19 protein-coding genes are annotated in these 15,637 nt (G+C 61.8%); 6 read left to right on the forward strand and 13 right to left on the reverse strand.

Translation table 11 applies throughout. From position 1 onward, the window contains the following. Window positions 1-16: 16 nt before the first annotated feature. Window positions 17-769, reverse strand: a complete 753-nt coding sequence (locus tag C4J88_RS18655; protein WP_124407806.1) for a thioesterase II family protein — start codon at window positions 767-769, stop codon at window positions 17-19. A gap of 301 nt (window positions 770-1,070) precedes the next feature. Between C4J88_RS18655 and C4J88_RS18660 the strand changes: the two genes are divergently transcribed. Then, window positions 1,071-1,622, forward strand: a complete 552-nt coding sequence (locus tag C4J88_RS18660; RefSeq protein WP_124363749.1) for an RNA polymerase factor sigma-70 — start codon at window positions 1,071-1,073, stop codon at window positions 1,620-1,622. Between the two features lie 135 nt (window positions 1,623-1,757). Here the strand turns inward: C4J88_RS18660 and C4J88_RS18665 are convergent, their stop codons facing one another. Together C4J88_RS18665 and C4J88_RS18670 are read right to left on the reverse strand one after the other, a co-directional pair. After that, complete coding sequence (locus tag C4J88_RS18665) at window positions 1,758-2,546, reverse strand: ABC transporter substrate-binding protein (protein WP_124407807.1); 789 nt, start codon at window positions 2,544-2,546, stop codon at window positions 1,758-1,760. 90 nt (window positions 2,547-2,636) lie between these two features. After that, entirely contained in the window at window positions 2,637-3,260 is a 624-nt protein-coding gene (locus C4J88_RS18670; protein ID WP_124407808.1) for a TetR/AcrR family transcriptional regulator, read from the reverse strand. Between the two features lie 187 nt (window positions 3,261-3,447). Here C4J88_RS18670 and C4J88_RS18675 point away from each other — a divergent pair, with 187 nt between their 5' ends. Both C4J88_RS18675 and C4J88_RS18680 read left to right on the forward strand, forming a co-directional pair. Next, entirely contained in the window at window positions 3,448-3,990 is a 543-nt protein-coding gene (locus C4J88_RS18675) for an exonuclease domain-containing protein (RefSeq protein ID WP_124363752.1), read from the forward strand. 65 nt (window positions 3,991-4,055) lie between these two features. Then, a complete protein-coding gene (locus C4J88_RS18680) occupies window positions 4,056-4,337 on the forward strand; it encodes a pyrimidine/purine nucleoside phosphorylase (protein ID WP_124363753.1) in 282 nt (93 codons plus the stop codon). A 48-nt stretch (window positions 4,338-4,385) separates the two neighbouring features. Here C4J88_RS18680 and C4J88_RS18685 read toward each other — a convergent pair whose 3' ends face one another. Both C4J88_RS18685 and C4J88_RS18690 read right to left on the reverse strand, forming a co-directional pair. Continuing rightward, window positions 4,386-5,189: an MOSC domain-containing protein gene (locus C4J88_RS18685; protein WP_124407809.1), complete on the reverse strand. Its 804-nt coding sequence runs from the start codon at window positions 5,187-5,189 to the stop codon at window positions 4,386-4,388. A gap of 40 nt (window positions 5,190-5,229) precedes the next feature. After that, the gene (locus C4J88_RS18690; RefSeq protein ID WP_124367833.1) at window positions 5,230-6,165 is read right to left on the reverse strand and encodes a chemotaxis protein CheV; all 936 of its coding nucleotides are present in this window, start codon (window positions 6,163-6,165) and stop codon (window positions 5,230-5,232) included. Between the two features lie 549 nt (window positions 6,166-6,714). Between C4J88_RS18690 and C4J88_RS18695 the strand changes: the two genes are divergently transcribed. The 3 genes from C4J88_RS18695 to C4J88_RS18705 all read left to right on the forward strand — a co-directional run bounded on the left by C4J88_RS18695 (window position 6,715) and on the right by C4J88_RS18705 (window position 9,037). Then, window positions 6,715-7,164, forward strand: coding sequence for a hypothetical protein (locus C4J88_RS18695; RefSeq protein WP_177412752.1), 450 nt, complete (start codon window positions 6,715-6,717; stop codon window positions 7,162-7,164). 323 nt (window positions 7,165-7,487) lie between these two features. Beyond that, window positions 7,488-8,381 carry a sensor histidine kinase gene (locus C4J88_RS18700; protein ID WP_124408655.1) on the forward strand — a complete coding sequence of 298 codons (894 nt, stop codon included), beginning with the start codon at window positions 7,488-7,490 and terminating at the stop codon, window positions 8,379-8,381. Further along, window positions 8,378-9,037, forward strand: a complete 660-nt coding sequence (locus C4J88_RS18705) for a response regulator transcription factor (RefSeq protein WP_124371402.1) — start codon at window positions 8,378-8,380, stop codon at window positions 9,035-9,037. Before C4J88_RS18700 ends, C4J88_RS18705 begins: the two co-directional genes overlap by 4 nt. On the opposite strand, the gene yegS is transcribed toward C4J88_RS18705, so the two are convergent. From yegS to C4J88_RS18745, 8 genes are all read right to left on the reverse strand, one after another. Continuing rightward, on the reverse strand, window positions 8,996-9,916 hold the full coding sequence (gene yegS, locus C4J88_RS18710; RefSeq protein ID WP_124407810.1) for a lipid kinase YegS: 921 nt from the start codon (window positions 9,914-9,916) through the stop codon (window positions 8,996-8,998). The genes C4J88_RS18705 and yegS overlap by 42 nt on opposite strands. 216 nt (window positions 9,917-10,132) lie before the next feature. Next, window positions 10,133-10,525, reverse strand: coding sequence for a DUF2802 domain-containing protein (locus C4J88_RS18715; protein ID WP_124363758.1), 393 nt, complete (start codon window positions 10,523-10,525; stop codon window positions 10,133-10,135). After that, the gene (locus C4J88_RS18720; RefSeq protein WP_124363759.1) at window positions 10,526-11,008 is read right to left on the reverse strand and encodes a chemotaxis protein CheW; all 483 of its coding nucleotides are present in this window, start codon (window positions 11,006-11,008) and stop codon (window positions 10,526-10,528) included. 79 nt (window positions 11,009-11,087) lie between these two features. Further along, window positions 11,088-11,879 (reverse strand): CheW domain-containing protein, encoded by a 792-nt coding sequence (locus C4J88_RS18725; protein WP_124407811.1) that lies wholly within the window; start codon window positions 11,877-11,879, stop codon window positions 11,088-11,090. Then, window positions 11,879-12,667: a ParA family protein gene (locus tag C4J88_RS18730; protein ID WP_124407812.1), complete on the reverse strand. Its 789-nt coding sequence runs from the start codon at window positions 12,665-12,667 to the stop codon at window positions 11,879-11,881. The genes C4J88_RS18725 and C4J88_RS18730 overlap by 1 nt, the downstream gene beginning before the upstream one ends. Before the next feature lie 50 nt (window positions 12,668-12,717). Further along, window positions 12,718-13,605 carry a flagellar motor protein MotD gene (motD, locus tag C4J88_RS18735; protein WP_124363762.1) on the reverse strand — a complete coding sequence of 296 codons (888 nt, stop codon included), beginning with the start codon at window positions 13,603-13,605 and terminating at the stop codon, window positions 12,718-12,720. A gap of 139 nt (window positions 13,606-13,744) precedes the next feature. Then, window positions 13,745-14,485 carry a flagellar motor protein gene (locus tag C4J88_RS18740; protein ID WP_124363763.1) on the reverse strand — a complete coding sequence of 247 codons (741 nt, stop codon included), beginning with the start codon at window positions 14,483-14,485 and terminating at the stop codon, window positions 13,745-13,747. Continuing rightward, entirely contained in the window at window positions 14,485-15,612 is a 1,128-nt protein-coding gene (locus C4J88_RS18745; RefSeq protein ID WP_124407813.1) for a chemotaxis response regulator protein-glutamate methylesterase, read from the reverse strand. The genes C4J88_RS18740 and C4J88_RS18745 overlap by 1 nt, the downstream gene beginning before the upstream one ends. Window positions 15,613-15,637 lie beyond the last annotated feature (25 nt).

Here is a 15,637-nt window from a genome sequence, read left to right on the forward strand (position 1 = left end):
GGGAAGTCGGTGAGATTCAGCCGGTGGCCAGTTGCCGCGCCGCGCCAAGGCGCCAGCGGGCCAGGTGTTCGTCGGCATAGCGGCGCACACAACGCAGCACGGCGCTTTCGTGCTGCACGAGGAAGAAGTGGTGACCGTCGAACATGTCGAGGGAGAAGCCGCTGGCCGCCTCGAGCTGCCAGTCGAGCAATTGGTCGGCGCGCACGCTGTCCTGCTTGCCGCCGAACACATGGATCGGCACGCCCAGGGGCTCGCGCTCGCCATAGGTGAAGCTGCCGCAGAGCAGGAAATCGGCGCGCAGGATCGGCAGCATCAACTCCATCAATTCAGGATTGGCCAACGCGGCGTCGCAGGTGCCCTGCAGTTCGCGCAAGCGGGCGATCAGTTGTGCGTCGGTCTTTTCGATGGCGTATTCGCTGACATCGCGCCGCGCCGGGCCGGCGGTGCCGGAGGCGAACAACGCCAGCGGCGCCGGCACATTGCGCGCTTTCAATGCATGGGCCAGTTCGAACGCCAACAGGCCGCCGAGGCTGTGGCCGAACAACGCATAGGGGCCATTGAGGTCGCGGCTGATTTCAGTCGCGAGCTGGGCAGCCAAGGCCTTGATATCGCGCTGCAGCGGCTCGCCCATGCGCATGCCACGCCCCGGCAATTCCAGCGGGCACACCTGCAACCATTCCGGCAGCACGCGGCGCCAACGTGCGTAGACCGAGGCGCTGGCGCCGGAATGGGGCAGGCAGAACAGGCGCAGCGGCGTTGGCGTACTCATCACCCGAGGACTCCAAGCTGAAACACGCTGTGTGCACGATAAAAACCCATTTCGCCCTCCTGCGGGTGCTGATCCTTGGCCGTTTGTTTACAGGCCTGTCACCCAGAAGAACGGACGGCCCCGGCAAATAATTAGTCGCCGGGGGCGAGCGAGACGCGGTTCACACCTTACCGGAAGGCATAAGATTAGTTCGCCTTCTCATTTGACAATCATTATCATTCAGCATAATTTGTTGCCCGATGTGTAGGAGGCCTCAGCAAGGACGCCCTCCCCTAACCTCTTTTGCAACCAGGTGATTTCCATGACGGAACCAGTATCCACAGGCAGGTGCGACTCACCACTTCTCCAGGCGTTCGTCGACAATCGACTGATCCTGGTGAAGATCGCGGCACGTATTACCGGCTGTCGTTCCCGCGCCGAGGATGTGGTGCAGGACGCTTACTTTCGGCTGCAGTCGGCCCCGACGATCACCTCTTCGTTCAAGGCCCAACTGAGTTATCTGTTCCAGATCGTGCGCAACCTGGCGATCGATCACTACCGCAAGCAGGCCCTGGAGCTCAAGTATTCCGGGACCGAAGAGGAAGGCTTGAATGTGGTGATCCACGGCGCTTCACCGGAAACTTCCCATATCAATTTCAACACCCTGGAAAACATCGCCGACGCCCTGACCGAGCTGCCGCAGCGCACCCGCTACGCCTTCGAGATGTACCGCCTGCACGGCGTACCGCAGAAGGATATCGCCAAGGAACTCGGGGTTTCGCCGACGTTGGTGAACTTCATGATCCGCGATGCGCTGGTGCACTGCCGCAAGGTGTCGGGCAACCACAGCGATACGTTTGCGCGCAGGGTTTGAAAGCAACAGAAACAAATGTGGGAGGGGGCTTGCTCCCGATGAGGGAGTGTCAGTAAACATCTGTTACTGACCCACCGCCATCGGGGGCAAGTCGAATCGTCGCACCGCCCCTCCCACATTTGATTTCCAGCGCTCTCAGGGGACAGGCGTTACATCGATGCGATACGGCTCGAAGATCCTGAGCATCTGGCCATTATCCCGCAGCTGCTTGAGCAACCCGGCAAACGCAGGCCCGGTGATCGGGGCTTTGGGCCGTAGCAACGCGTAATGGTGATAGACCTGGTCGATGCGCTCCGACACCAGGAATGTCCCCGCCATCTCGGCATTGCGCACCATGAAGTCACTCAGGTACGAACGGGTGACCAAGGCGATATCAGCACGCCTGCGGGCGACCATCAGCAAGTTGCTGTCATGGGAGTACGTCAACGTTGCGTTGAAGTGCTCGGCCAGGTACTTGGGGTCGGGGTTGAAGTTGGCGAAGGCGTAGTGATAGCCGCTGAACACCGCCAAGCGTTTGCCGGCAAGGTCGCTGAAATAGCTTTGGTCGCGACCGGGCTCACGCTCGGCGACGAAGATTTCAGCGTCTTCCAGGCCCATGTCGACGCTGGTATGGGCCACGTCTTTCCAGCCCCAGGACGGGTTTTCAAAGATCGCCATGTCGACCCGGCCTTGCTCGAAATCGCGAAAACGCCTGGGAATCGAAGTGGGCACCAGCACAAACTGATAGTCGCTTTGCACGGCGTTCAGCGCTTCGACCAATTGCGGCAGCAATCCGGTATCGGCGCCTTGCTCAGGGCGTACGGTATACGGCGGAAAATGTGCCGCGCCGATCCTCACCAACTGCGCGGCGCTGGCCTGCGTCCACCCTGCGGTACCCAATGCCCAAAATGTCAGTCCTGCAGCCAGCCGCCATGGCGAAAACATCTAGGCACACACCGTGAATTCTATGATGGCGATAAGCTAGGCGTTTTTCCCTGGGGAGACAATGTTCACCCGCAAATTAATAGCCGCACTTCAGTCCGCCTTGAGCACCATCAACAGCGCTTCGTCGGCCAGCTCTTCGAGGGTCAGGCTGCCTTGGGTGCGGAACCACGTGGTGGTCCAGGATAACGCGCCGGTCAGGAAGCGCCGGGTGATGAGCACGTCGCCCCTGATATAACCGGCGGCCTTGGCTTCGCCCAGTACCTGCAGCCAGATGTCCTCATACATATCGCGCAGGGCCAGTACCTGGACCTGGCCGTCGGCAGACAACGAGCGCCATTCATACACCAGCACCGCCATCGCCTCACCGCTGCCGCCCATGATCGACTGCAATTCGCAGCGGATCAGCGCCAACACGCGCTCGCGCACCGTGCTCGCTGCTTCCAGCGCAGCCCGCACCATCGCGGTGTTGTAGAGGATGGTTTCTTCCATCACTGCGCGCAGGATCTCGTCCTTGCTCTTGAAGTGATGAAAGATGCTGCCGGACTGAATGCCCACCGCACTGGCCAGGTCGCGCACAGTGGTGCGCTCGAAGCCCTTGTTGCGAAACAGGTGCGCCGCGGTTTGCAGCAACTTGCCCCGGGCACTCTCGGGGTCGGTCAATTGTCCAGCGTCGACCAGGGTGCGCATCACCCGCAGGGCTTGGGGGTCGTCCATGCTGCTGTCCCTCATGTCTACTATCGTCTTGGGCGGCAATTTAGGCCGTGGCCGCCACCCGAGCAAGCGCTTGGGTAAAACTTGTGTACGGGGTTTACCAACCAGGCGAATCAGCCCCCTGGGCGGAACTACAAGGCCCGGCTACGCTCTATCCCCATCAGGACAGGAACAGTACGGGAACCTGCGCATGCCTCATTGGCTGATTATTGACCTTGAAGCCACCACGGATGACGGCGGCTGGCCCGTGACGGAGATGGAAGTCATCGAAATTGGCGCAAGCCTGGTCAACCGCCAGGGCCGCGAGCTGGATCACTTCCAGCGCTTCGTGCGGCCGCTACGGCGGCCGCTGCTGACGCCGTTTTGCCGCCAATTGACCCATATCACCCAGGCCAATATCGACGCGGCAACGCCGATCACCGAGGTGTGGCCGCTGTTCGAGCGCTGGCTGGGCCAGCATCAGGCACGCCTGGAAGGCTGGGCCAGCTGGGGCGATTACGACCGTGTGCAACTTGAGCTGGAATGGCAACGCCATGGCCTGGCCAGCGCGCTCGGCCAGACGCCCCATGTCAACCTCAAGCAACGGTTCGCCAAGGCCCGGCGGCTGGACAAGCCCTTGGGGCTTAATGGCGCGCTGCAATTGGCGGGGATGCAGTTCAGTGGCCAGCAGCATCGGGCGCTGGAGGATGCGCGCAACACCGCACGCCTGCTACCGCTGATTTTGCCGGTCTAGGCAGCTCCCCTGCCCTTGGGCATACTGGCTGACCTTTCCAGACCCTTTTTTCCGAGGATTCACTCATGTTCAAAGTCAATGAATACTTCGACGGCACCGTCAAGTCGATCGCTTTCGGCACCGCGGAAGGCCCGGCGACCATCGGCGTGATGGCCCCGGGTGAATACGAATTCGGCACCGACCAGCGTGAAATCATGCACGTCGTTTCCGGCGCGCTGATCGTCAAACTGCCTGACGCCGAATGGGAAACCTTCGCCGCCGGCAGCCAGTTCAACGTCCCGGCCAACAGCAAATTCCAGTTGAAGGTTGGCGTAGACACCGCTTACCTGTGCGAATACCGCAGCTGAGCCTGACTCGGCGCAAAAAAATGCCCGTCTCCTGCGAGACGGGCATTTTTATTCCAGCACCGTTACCGGCATCCCGACTTCCAACTGGCCAACCCCATCGTTGACCAGGTTCTGACCGAACATCGGGCCCTTGTCGGTGCTGCGATAGGCCTGCAGGGTGGCGAACGGCTCGCGGTCCGGGCTGCGCTCGCCGGTCTGGGGGTCGACGGTGGTGAGAATGCAGCGTGAACAAGGCTTGACCACGCGAAACTCCACATCGCCGATGCGCAAGCGTTTCCAGCCATCCTCGGCAAAGGCCTCGCCGCCTTCGATCACCAGGTTGGGACGAAAGCGCAGCATTTCCATCGGCCGGCCAATATGCGCGCACAAATCGTCCAGGGAAGCCTGGCCGATCAGCAGCAAGGGGTAGCCGTCGGCAAACCCCACTTGATCGTCATCCCGGCCAAAACCGGCCTGGGTCGAGCGTGCACGCTCCAGGGGCATATGCACCAGGCGCGTGGGCTTGCCGATGAAGGCGCTGACCCAGGCCGCCGCCGCATCGCCCGCGTCCGGCACGCGCAGGGTGTCGTGCCAGATGGTCACACCGCGCAATGCATCGGCGCCGGGCATTGCCACGTCGAGCGTCCCATAGCCAGGCGAGCTGAGGGTCAGGCCGCCCGCCGCGTTCCACAGCGCCGTCAACTGGCTCATCTTCGCCACGGCGCGTTGCGTGAGGAACCGCCCGCTGGCTTCGTCCACCAGCATCCAGCGTCGATCCCCCGCCAGCCCGAGCTTGTCCAGGCCACTCTGCTGCAAGGCCTCGGCCTTGCCGGATTTCAAGGGGTAACGGTATAACGCGCTGAGACGGAGCATGAGCCTGCATTCCTGGGGAACAAAGTGGCATACCCTAGTGTCACGCGGGCACTTCGTCCAGCATCAGTCGTTGACGCACCACATCCACCAGCTTGTCCGGCTGGAATTTGGAGAGAAAATTGTCGCAGCCGACCTTCTTGACCATCGAGTCATTGAAGCTCCCCGACAGCGAGGTGTGCAGCACCACGTAGAGGCCACGCAGGCGCGGGTCGTTGCGAATTTCGGTGGTGAGGCGGTAGCCGTCCATCTCGGGCATTTCGGCGTCGGTGAAGATCATCAGCAGCTTGTCGGTCATCACCTGGCCGCTGTCGGCCCAGGCCTTGAGCATGTTCAGCGCCTTGAGGCCGTCGCTGGCGATGTGCATCTTCACGCCCAACTGGCCCAGGGTGTCCTTCAACTGCGACAGCGCTACGTTGGAGTCGTCCACCAGCAACACTTCACGGCCACGGGCGCGTTCCAGCACTGGGTCCTCGAGTTTTTCCCGGGAGACCTTGGCGTTATAAGGCACGATTTCCGCCAGGACTTTTTCCACGTCGATGATTTCCACCAACTGGTCATCGACCTTGCTGATGGCGGTGAGATAGTGCTGGCGCCCGGCGCTGGCCGGCGGCGGCAGGATGGCTTCCCAATTCATGTTGACGATGCGGTCGACGCCGCCCACCAGGAACGCCTGCACCGAACGGTTGTACTCGGTGACGATGATGGTGCTGTTGGGCCCTGGCACCAGGGGGCGCATGCCGATGGCCTGGGACAAGTCGATCACCGGCAAGGTCTGGCCACGCAGGTTGACCACGCCGCAGACAAACGGATGGCGCTGCGGCATCAGGGTCAGCTTGGGCAGCTGCAGCACTTCCTGCACCTTGAACACGTTGATCGCGAACAGCTGCCGCCCAAACAGGCGGAACATGAGAATCTCCAGGCGATTCTCACCCACCAATTGCGTGCGTTGATCTACGGTGTCGAGAATGCCGGCCATTAAGAGCTCCTGGTGTGCACATGGGTTGCGCGCTGAGAGGGTGTGCAGTTCGTATAGGCAAGTTATCGGCGGCAAGCGCCAGACCTTGACCCCGCTAAAATGCCATGTAAATACATTGATGTCACACTGACATCATGCTTTACTGCATCAGCCCTGTCCTCGGGCTGCGTGGGCCTTGCACGACACTCCAATCGGCGTGCGGTTCCATGACGTAGGGGATTCCCCTATGCGCAATCAGGCCCGACCTGATATTCGCGATATCTAATAGCCATTAATGTGACGCCATTCTCATTGCATGAATGGAGTCAGGCTTTTGTTTGCCATCCCACGCCCTAGGCCCATGGGCCTTCCAGGCACTCACGTATCGGCAACTGAAGTCGTGTCATCCCGCTCAACTGGGACTACGCACGACTTTCGTGAGCATTTCAATAAATGTCCTACTGGAATATCGGAATCAGCCTACAAGCTCAAATCATATTTCAGCGCTAGTTTTAAGCTATTCACCCGGTGCGACATCTCATCACCCGAGCTTGAGTTGCGGAGACATGCATGATGAATAGCGCGAAAGAATGGCAAACGGCACTTCCCGAGTTTCTGCTGGAGGCCGAAATGCTGCTGATCAAGTCCCAAGAGTGCTTGAGCCACCTGCATTTGATCCGCAACGACAGCGACGCCATCGACTGCATGAAAACCAGCCTCGCCAAACTGGCTGAAAAGGCCGACAGCCTGGCGCTGCAGGCGATCAGCGAGTTCTCGCGGCACCTGCAGGACCTCATTGCCAACGCCGAAAACCCGATGCAACTGCATGACCAGGCACTGGATGCGTTACATGACTGCCTGACGCTGCTGGCCTGGCAATTGGAGCTGATCGACACGCGCACCGGTGAGTTGGCCCTGGACGAGACCGAGCAAACGTCGTTGATCGCGACGGTTACCTTGCAGATTCCGCAAAAGGATTTCCGGCATAAACCACAGCAGCGGTTGCATCATGCGTCCTGAGTCCCAAGCATGTCACCGACGATAGCTGACCTGTCCAAAAACGACCGATAACGGCGAGAAAGGCAGAAATATCAATTAGCCATCTACGCAATAACGATACAAACCAACTTTACTAATACAACTTTTTCAACTCTGGGATTACCCCCCAGAGTATTTGCGCGGGCCATAAACCAATCAGGCGACCAACGGTAACAGGGGTGGTACTATGCCCCCACTCGAAGTGACTCAACTTCATCATGGTTAAACACGATTCGGCAGCGTATTCCAAACAGAGCCCGGCCAACCGGTCTCCCCGCAGCGAACCCTCAGTGGCTCCATCCGCTATGTACGCCAACCTCAAGCCCCTTTTCTCAAGGTCTGTGTCGCGCAGCAACGCACGCCGCATCGTCCTTGCGCTGTGCCTATGTTCGTTGTCGGTCAGCGTGTGGGCCTACGCGCATGCTTCGCCCTGGTCGCTGCTGATCCTACTGGTTAACCTGGCCACGCTGGCGGTGGTGGGCCTGCACCAATGGCGTTCACGCAAATCCATCAAGTTCCAGCCCCAGGAGTTGGCGGACCGGCTGTTACAGGTCCAGGAAAACGAACGCCATCGCCTCAGCCGCGAACTGCACGACGACATCGGCCAACTGCTGACCGCCGCCAAGCTGCAAAGCGAATGGCTGCAGCGTCGCCTGCCGCCAGAGCTGCACGAACACTGCATGGTGCTGTGCAATACCCTCGACGAAACCTTGGCCAAAGTGCGCGACGTGTCGGCCATTCTCAACCCGCGCCAGTTGACCAGCCTGGGCCTGGAAGCCAGCTTGCGCGCACACCTGCTCAAGACCCTGGAAAACACCTCGGTGTGCTGGAGCCTGGAATGCCAGCAACGCCTGACCGGTATTCCTGAAGAAATGGCCGTGGCGGCGTTTCGCATCACCCAGGAAGCCGTGACCAACATGCTCCGTCACGCCCAGGCACACAACCTGCGGGTGTGCCTGCGGCGCCTGCCCGAAGGCTTGTCGCTGATGATCTGCGATGACGGCCAGGGCTTTTCGCCGGCTACCGACCCAGGCCTTGCGGGCCAACGCGGCATGGCCGGCATGGCCGAGCGGATAGACCAACTGGGCGGCACCTTGTCGGTCAGCAGTCAGCCAGGCCAAGGCACGCGGATCGACGCGCTTTTCCCCTGGGCGCCCCGCGCCCTCGAACGGGCCAGTTCCCCTAAGGGTTTCGAGTGACCTGCAATTTACTCCTGGTGGATGACCACGCACTGATTCGCGCCGGCGTGCGTGCGCTGATCCTGGACATGCCCGGCTACGACGTGATCGGTGAGGCCAGCGATGGCGCGCAAGTGCTCGCGCAATTTCGCGCCCTGCAGCCGGACATCGTGCTGCTGGACCTGTCGATGAAACACACCAGCGGCCTGGATGCCTTGCAGGAACTCAAGGGCGCCTACCCCCTGAGCAAAGTGCTGATCCTGTCGATGCACACCGACCCCGACCTGATCATGCGCGCGCTGGAATCAGGTGCCCACGGCTACCTGCTCAAGGACATGACCGCCAACGAGCTGGAACACGCCCTGCATGCCTTGCGCAACAACGAGCGCTACCTGAGCCCGGCGATCGCCCACACCGTGATCAATCAAGCACTGATCCGCAGCAACGGCCCTGCGACGCCCGCGCCCCATAGCCACAACTTGACGGCGCGCCAGTTGGAAATCCTGCGCCTGATCGTGCGCGGCAAGTCCACCCGGGAAATCGCCCACGGCCTGGGCCTGAGCATCAAGACGGTAGAAGCGCATCGCTCGCAGATCATGAAGCGCCTGCAGATTTTCGACGTGGCGGGCCTGGTGTTATTCGCTGTGCGCGAGCAGATCATCAGCCTGGACGACTAGGGGCGAACCCAACGGCAGGTGCACGCGCAGGGCCTTGGGCAAGGCCTCGAAATGCAGATCATCGCCTTCCAGCGGCTCGCCATCGAGATTGATGTACAAGCCCTGCGCCACCTTGATATTGACCCACGGCAGGCGTGCCCGCACGAACATGGTGTCCAGGCCCCAGCCGTTGCTCATCAATTCGCGCAAGGTGCCGACCACCTCCTGGGGCGCCGGCAGGATGCTGATGTCCAGCAGGCCATCATCGGCCAGCGCACCCGGGCACAGCACATGCCCGCCCCCGGCCTGGCGCCCGTTGCCGATCCCCAGCGCGAGCAGTTCGCCTTTCCAATGGAAATCCGGGCCTTCCAGCTCACCGTAGGCAGCCTTCAATTCACTGAAACGCGACAAACCGGTGAACAGGTAGGCGGCACCGCCGAGGATTTTCTTCAGGTCTTCGGAGGTGTTGGCGGTGACCTGGCTGCCGAAACCGCCGGTGGCCATGTTCAAGAATATCTGCCCGCCGACCTGGCCCAGGTCAATCGCCCTCGGTTCAACATCCAGCAACGCCAGCGCACCAGACGGCTCCAACGGCACGCCGGCGGCCTTGGCGAAGTCATTGGCGGTGCCCAGCGGCATCAGCACCAGGCTGGCATCGGTATTGGCGTGAGCCATGGCTTCGGCCACATCGCGCAAGGTGCCGTCGCCACCGCCGGCGATGATGTGGGTGTAACCGTCGGCCAGGGCTTCATTGACCAGGCGCTGGGCATCGCCACCTTCCCAGGTCACCCGCACTGCCAGCTCCCAACCCTGCTCACGCCGGGCCAGCACAGCCGCGCGCACGTCCTCGTTGAGGGCTTGTTTGCCGTGGAGGATCAACAGGGCTCTGGCGGTGGTCATTTGGGGAACTCTCCTGGGTCAAGGTGCTTGCAGGATGTTGACCCTTGGGGATGAGGAAAAGTCTGTGGCTGGACAAATTTGATTGATGTACGCAGATCAACATGTGGGAGGGGGCTTGCTCCCGATAGCGGTGGGTCAGCTCTAGTTAAGCTGACTGATACACCGCCATCAGGAGCAAGCCCCCTCCCACATTGAATCCAGCAAGCCCGGCCCGAATCAGCTCTTGTGCAACTTGCTCATCAACTGCGCCTCGGCCTGGGTCAACCCGCACGACTGGGTCAGCTCATCCACCGTCGCGCCCATGCCCACCAGCTTGGCCGCCTGGGCGAACGACAGGTTCGCAGGATCACGCTGTTCCAACTGCACCAACTTGTCCGGCAACGGCCCGAGAATCGCGCGCAGTTCATGCACTTCATCCCCAACCCGCACCGCACTCTGCTGGAAATGATCGACACGCTTGACCAACTCCAGAATGCGCCGGTCACGCACCGCATCGCGCTCGGCCTGTTGCAAGGCCAACTCCCGTTGCTGGCGCACATAGCGCAGCACAAACGCCAAAGTCCCGGCCCACAACAGGGCCAGGACGATCACCGCCGCCTCAAGGAACAATCAGATGCTCTCCAGGTCCGACCACTCTTCTTCGCTCATCATTTTGTCCAGCTCAACCAGAATCAACAGCTCGTTGTTCTTGTTGCACACGCCCTGGATAAACTTGGCGGATTCTTCGTTGCCCACGTTCGGTGCGGTTTCCACTTCCGATTGGCGCAGGTAGACCACTTCGGCCACGCTGTCGACCATGATCCCGACCACTTGCTTGTCGGCTTCGATGATGACGATGCGCGTGTTGTCGTTGACATCGGTTGGCGCCAGGCCGAAGCGTTGGCGCGTATCGATCACCGTCACCACGTTGCCGCGCAGGTTGATGATGCCCAGCACATAGCTCGGCGCACCCGGTACCGGGGCGATCTCGGTGTAGCGCAGCACTTCCTGCACGCGCATCACGTTAATGCCGTAGGACTCGTTGTCCAGTTTGAAGGTCACCCATTGCAGGATCGGATCATCCAAACCTTGTGCGGACGCTGACTTGTTCATGCTTCTGACCCCTTCAAATGCCGCTATCGACGGCGTGTGTGCTAATGGGCCGCGCAACCGCACGACCTTTATTGTTCAATCAACTGCGTTTGTTCTGCGCCATTTCCTTGACCGCCCCACTGGCGATCAACTCGGCCAGTTCGGCGACGTCAAGCAACGCGCACATGTGTTCGATCACGGTGCCCGCCAGCCACGGCCGTTGGCCACGGTGGCTGCGCCATTTGATTTCGTTCGGGTCCAGGCGCAACGAGCGGCTGACTTGATGCACCGCCAGCCCCCACTCGTAGCCCTGCACGGAGATCACGTACTGCAGGCCCTGGCGGAAGTCGTCGCGGTAGCGGTCGGGCATCACCCAGCGCGCGGTGTCCAGCACCTTGAGATTGCCGGCCTGGCTGGGCAGGATGCCGAGGAACCACTCCGGTTGCCCGAACAACGGCGTCAGCTCCTGGCCTTCCAGGGAATAGATCGAGCCCAGGCACACCAGCGGCACCGCCAGGGTCAACCCGGCGACATCGAACAGCAGGCATTCGAACGGCTCGGCGGCCCACGACGGGCGACCATCGCCGGTCACCGGCGGCGGCGTGATGCTCGGCGGCAGGTGCACTTCCACGATCGGCTCGACCACCACCGGCGCCATCACGTCAGGCGTGATCGGCACCACCACCGGCGCCACTTCCACGTGTGCATCGCGGGCCTGCTCCTCAAGCACCGCCAACTGGAACTCATCCAGCGCAGCGTCAGGCTCGACGGCCGGCTCCAGCACCAGGATCGGTTCCGGCAGTTCCTCGGCGGTCGCCTCCTGCAGCAAGGCATCCAGGTAGGATTCCAGTGCCAGTTGCGGCCGGGTCTTGAAGTCGAGGGGACGGTTCATCAGGCCACCTGCGCCACAAGCTGCTGGGACAGCAGGTGCTTGAGCAACGCCCGATAAGCCAGCACGCCACGGCTCTTGCCGTCGAATTGCGACGGCGTGAGCCCGGCGCGGCTGGCGTCACGCAGGCGCGTGTCCACCGGGATGTAGCCGTTCCAGATGGTGTCCGGATAGGCATCGCGCAGTACGCGCAGGGTGCCAAGGGAGGCCTGGGTACGCCGGTCGAACAAGGTCGGCACGATGCTGTACGGCAAGGCCTGCTTGCGCGAACGGTTGATCATCGCCAGGGTGCTGACCATGCGCTCCAGGCCTTTGACGGCCAGGTGTTCGGTCTGTACCGGGATCACCAACTGCTGGCTGGCCGCCAAGGCGTTGACCATCAGCACGCCGAGCAAGGGCGGGCTGTCGATGATCGCGTAGTCGAAGTCCTGCCACAGCTGCGCCAGGGTCTTGGCGATCACCAGGCCCAGGCCGCTCTGGCCCGGCGACTGGCGCTCAAGGGTGGCCAGGGCGGTGCTGGACGGCAACAGCGAAATGCTGTCATTGCTGGTGGGCAGCAGCAGTTGCCCAGGCAAATCGCTGGGCACGCTGCCTTTGTGCAGGAACAGGTCGTAGCAGCTGTGTTCCAGCGCATCCGGGTCGTAACCGAAATAGCTGGTCATGGAGCCGTGGGGGTCCAGGTCGACCACGACCACGCGCTTGCCCGCCTCGGCCAGCAAGCCGGCTAACGCGATGGACGTGGTGGTCTTGCCGACTCCACCCTTTTGATTGGCAACTGCCCAGACTCTCATTCGGTTGATTCCTCCCGGTGGGCACACGCGCGACCGAGACATTGCATAGGTTAGTGAGCCGGTGACGGAGAATTGACGGAGCTGGCCCGCACCAGCGGCTTTGCAGGGGCCGGTGCAGTTTGTGTGCCAGCGCGCCTCAACGCCGCATCCGGTGTTGCATTCGCCGTGCCGGTGCCGGTCAGGCTGCGGCGTACATCCAGGTTGCGCGACACCACCAGCACCACCCGCCGATTGCGCGCGCGGCCTTCGAGCGTGGCGTTATTGGCCACCGGCTGGAATTCACCGTAGCCCACCGACGCCAGGCGCTGGGGGTTCACGCCCTGCATCGCGAGCATGCGCACGATGCTCGCCGCCCGCGCCGAGGACAGTTCCCAGTTGGTCGGGTACTGCGCCGTACTGATCGGCAGGTTGTCGGTAAAGCCTTCGACGTGGATCGGGTTTTCAAACGGCTTGAGGATCGCTGCCACCTTGTCGATGATGGTGAAGGCCTGGTCGCTCGGCAGCGCATCGGCGCTGGCGAACAACAGGCTGGAGTTGAGCTCGATCTCCACCCACAGTTCATTGCCGCGCACGGTCATCTGGTTGGAGCTGATCAGGTCGCCAAATGCGGCGCTGATATCGTCGGCAATGCTTTTGAGCGGGTCGCTGGTGCCGCCGACACCGGCGGCGGTTTCATCGCTGTCGTTGACCAACGGCTTGGCCGGGGTCACCGTCTTGGGTCGTTCATCGCCTATAGGAATAGGCTTGAGCGCGCGGTCGGAGTCGGAAAACACCCCGATCAACGCTTCGGAAATAACCTTGTACTTGCCTTCGTTCACCGACGAGATCGAGTACATCACCACGAAAAACGCAAACAGCAAGGTGATGAAGTCCGCGTAGGACACCAGCCAGCGTTCATGGTTGACGTGCTCTTCAGGCTCGCGACGGCGACGGCTCACTGACGACCTCCGCAAAACGAATCAACTGTAGGAGCGAGCTTGCTCGCGAAAATCGTCAACGATAACGCGAACATCCTGGATGAACGCGCTGTTCTCAGGTTTTTCGCGAGCAAGCTCGCTCCTACAAGGTTCATGTGCATCAATCCATGAAGCCCTGGAGCTTCAATTCGATGGAGCGCGGGTTCTCGCCCTCGGCGATCGACAGAATGCCTTCGAGCAACATCTCGCGGTAACGGGACTGGCGCATGGCAATCGACTTGAGCTTGCTCGCCACCGGCAACAACACCAGGTTGGCGCTCGCCACACCGTAGATGGTGGCGACAAATGCCACGGCAATGCCGCTGCCCAGTTGCGAAGGGTCGGCCAGGTTGCCCATCACGTGGATCAGGCCCATCACCGCGCCAATGATGCCGATGGTCGGCGCATAGCCGCCCATGCTTTCAAAGACTTTGGCCGCGTTGATGTCGCGGCTTTCCTGGGTGTAGAAATCCACCTCGAGGATGCTGCGGATCGCCTCCGGCTCCGCGCCATCCACCAGCAGTTGCAGACCTTTGCGGGCGTAGCTGTCGGGCTCGGCATCGGCCACGCTTTCCAGGCCCAGCAGGCCTTCCTTGCGTGCGGTGAGGCTCCAGTTGACCACACGGTCGATGCCGCCTGGCAAGTCGACCCGTGGCGGGAAAATGATCCATATCAGGATCTGCATGGCGCGCTTGAACGAGCTCACCGGCGCCTGCAACAACGCCGCGCCCACGGTGCCGCCGATCACGATCAGCGCCGCCGGGCCGTTGGCCAGGGCGCCGAGGTGGCCGCCTTCGAGGTAGTTGCCGCCGATAATGGCGACAAACGCCAGGGTGATGCCGATCAGGCTCAAGACATCCATCAGAGGCAGGCCTCCACCAGATGCTTGCCGATGTCATCCAGGCTGTAGACCGCGTCGGCCAGGTCAGCCTTGACGATCGCCATGGGCATGCCGTAGATCACGCAACTGGCTTCGTCCTGGGCCCAGATTGCACTGCCGCCCTGCTTGAGCAGGCGCGCGCCCTCACGGCCATCGGCGCCCATGCCGGTGAGCACCACCGCCAGAACTTTGTCACCGTAGGACTTGGCCGCCGAACCGAAGGTGATATCCACGCACGGCTTGTAGTTGAGGCGCTCGTCGCCCGGCAGGATTTTGATCGCGCCACGGCCATCCACCATCATCTGCTTGCCACCCGGGGCCAGCAGCGCCAGGCCAGGGCGCAGGATGTCGCCATCCTCGGCTTCCTTGACGCTGATGCGGCACAGCTTGTCCAGGCGCTCGGCAAAGGCCTTGGTGAACGCGGCAGGCATGTGCTGGATCAACACGATCGGCGCCGGGAAGTTGGCCGGCAGTTGGGTCAATACACGCTGCAAGGCCACCGGCCCGCCCGTGGACGTACCGATCGCCACCAGTTTGTAGGCCTTGCGCTTGGGCGCGGGCGAATGGGCGCTGGGTGCAGTCGCGCGGGTAGGCGCTGCCGGCGCGGGCCGCGCTGCCGGGGCGGGCGCCGGGCGGCTGAACGATGATGTCGGCGCGGCCACAGGTGCAGGCGCAGGTGTCGGCGCGGGCGCGCTGAACAGACTGCGGCGGTTACTGCGCGAAATGCTGTGCACCTTCTCGCACAGCATCTGCTTGACCTTATCGGGGTTACGCGAGATGTCTTCGAAATTCTTCGGCAGGAAATCCACCGCGCCGGCATCCAGCGCATCCAGGGTGACCCGGGCGCCTTCATGCGTCAGCGAGGAGAACATCAATACCGGTGTGGGGCAGCGTTGCATGATGTGACGCACGGCCGTGATGCCATCCATCATCGGCATTTCGTAGTCCATGGTGATCACGTCCGGCTTCAACGCAATGGCTTGATCGATCGCCTCTTTGCCGTTGGTGGCCGTGCCGACTACCTGGATCGTTGGATCGGCGGAAAGAATCTCCGAGACGCGGCGGCGGAAGAAACCCGAATCGTCCACCACCAGGACCTTGACTACCATAAACACTCCGTTAGACGGGGCGGGC

Source organism: Pseudomonas sp. R4-39-08 (assembly GCF_003852275.1).
GTDB lineage: Bacteria > Pseudomonadota > Gammaproteobacteria > Pseudomonadales > Pseudomonadaceae > Aquipseudomonas.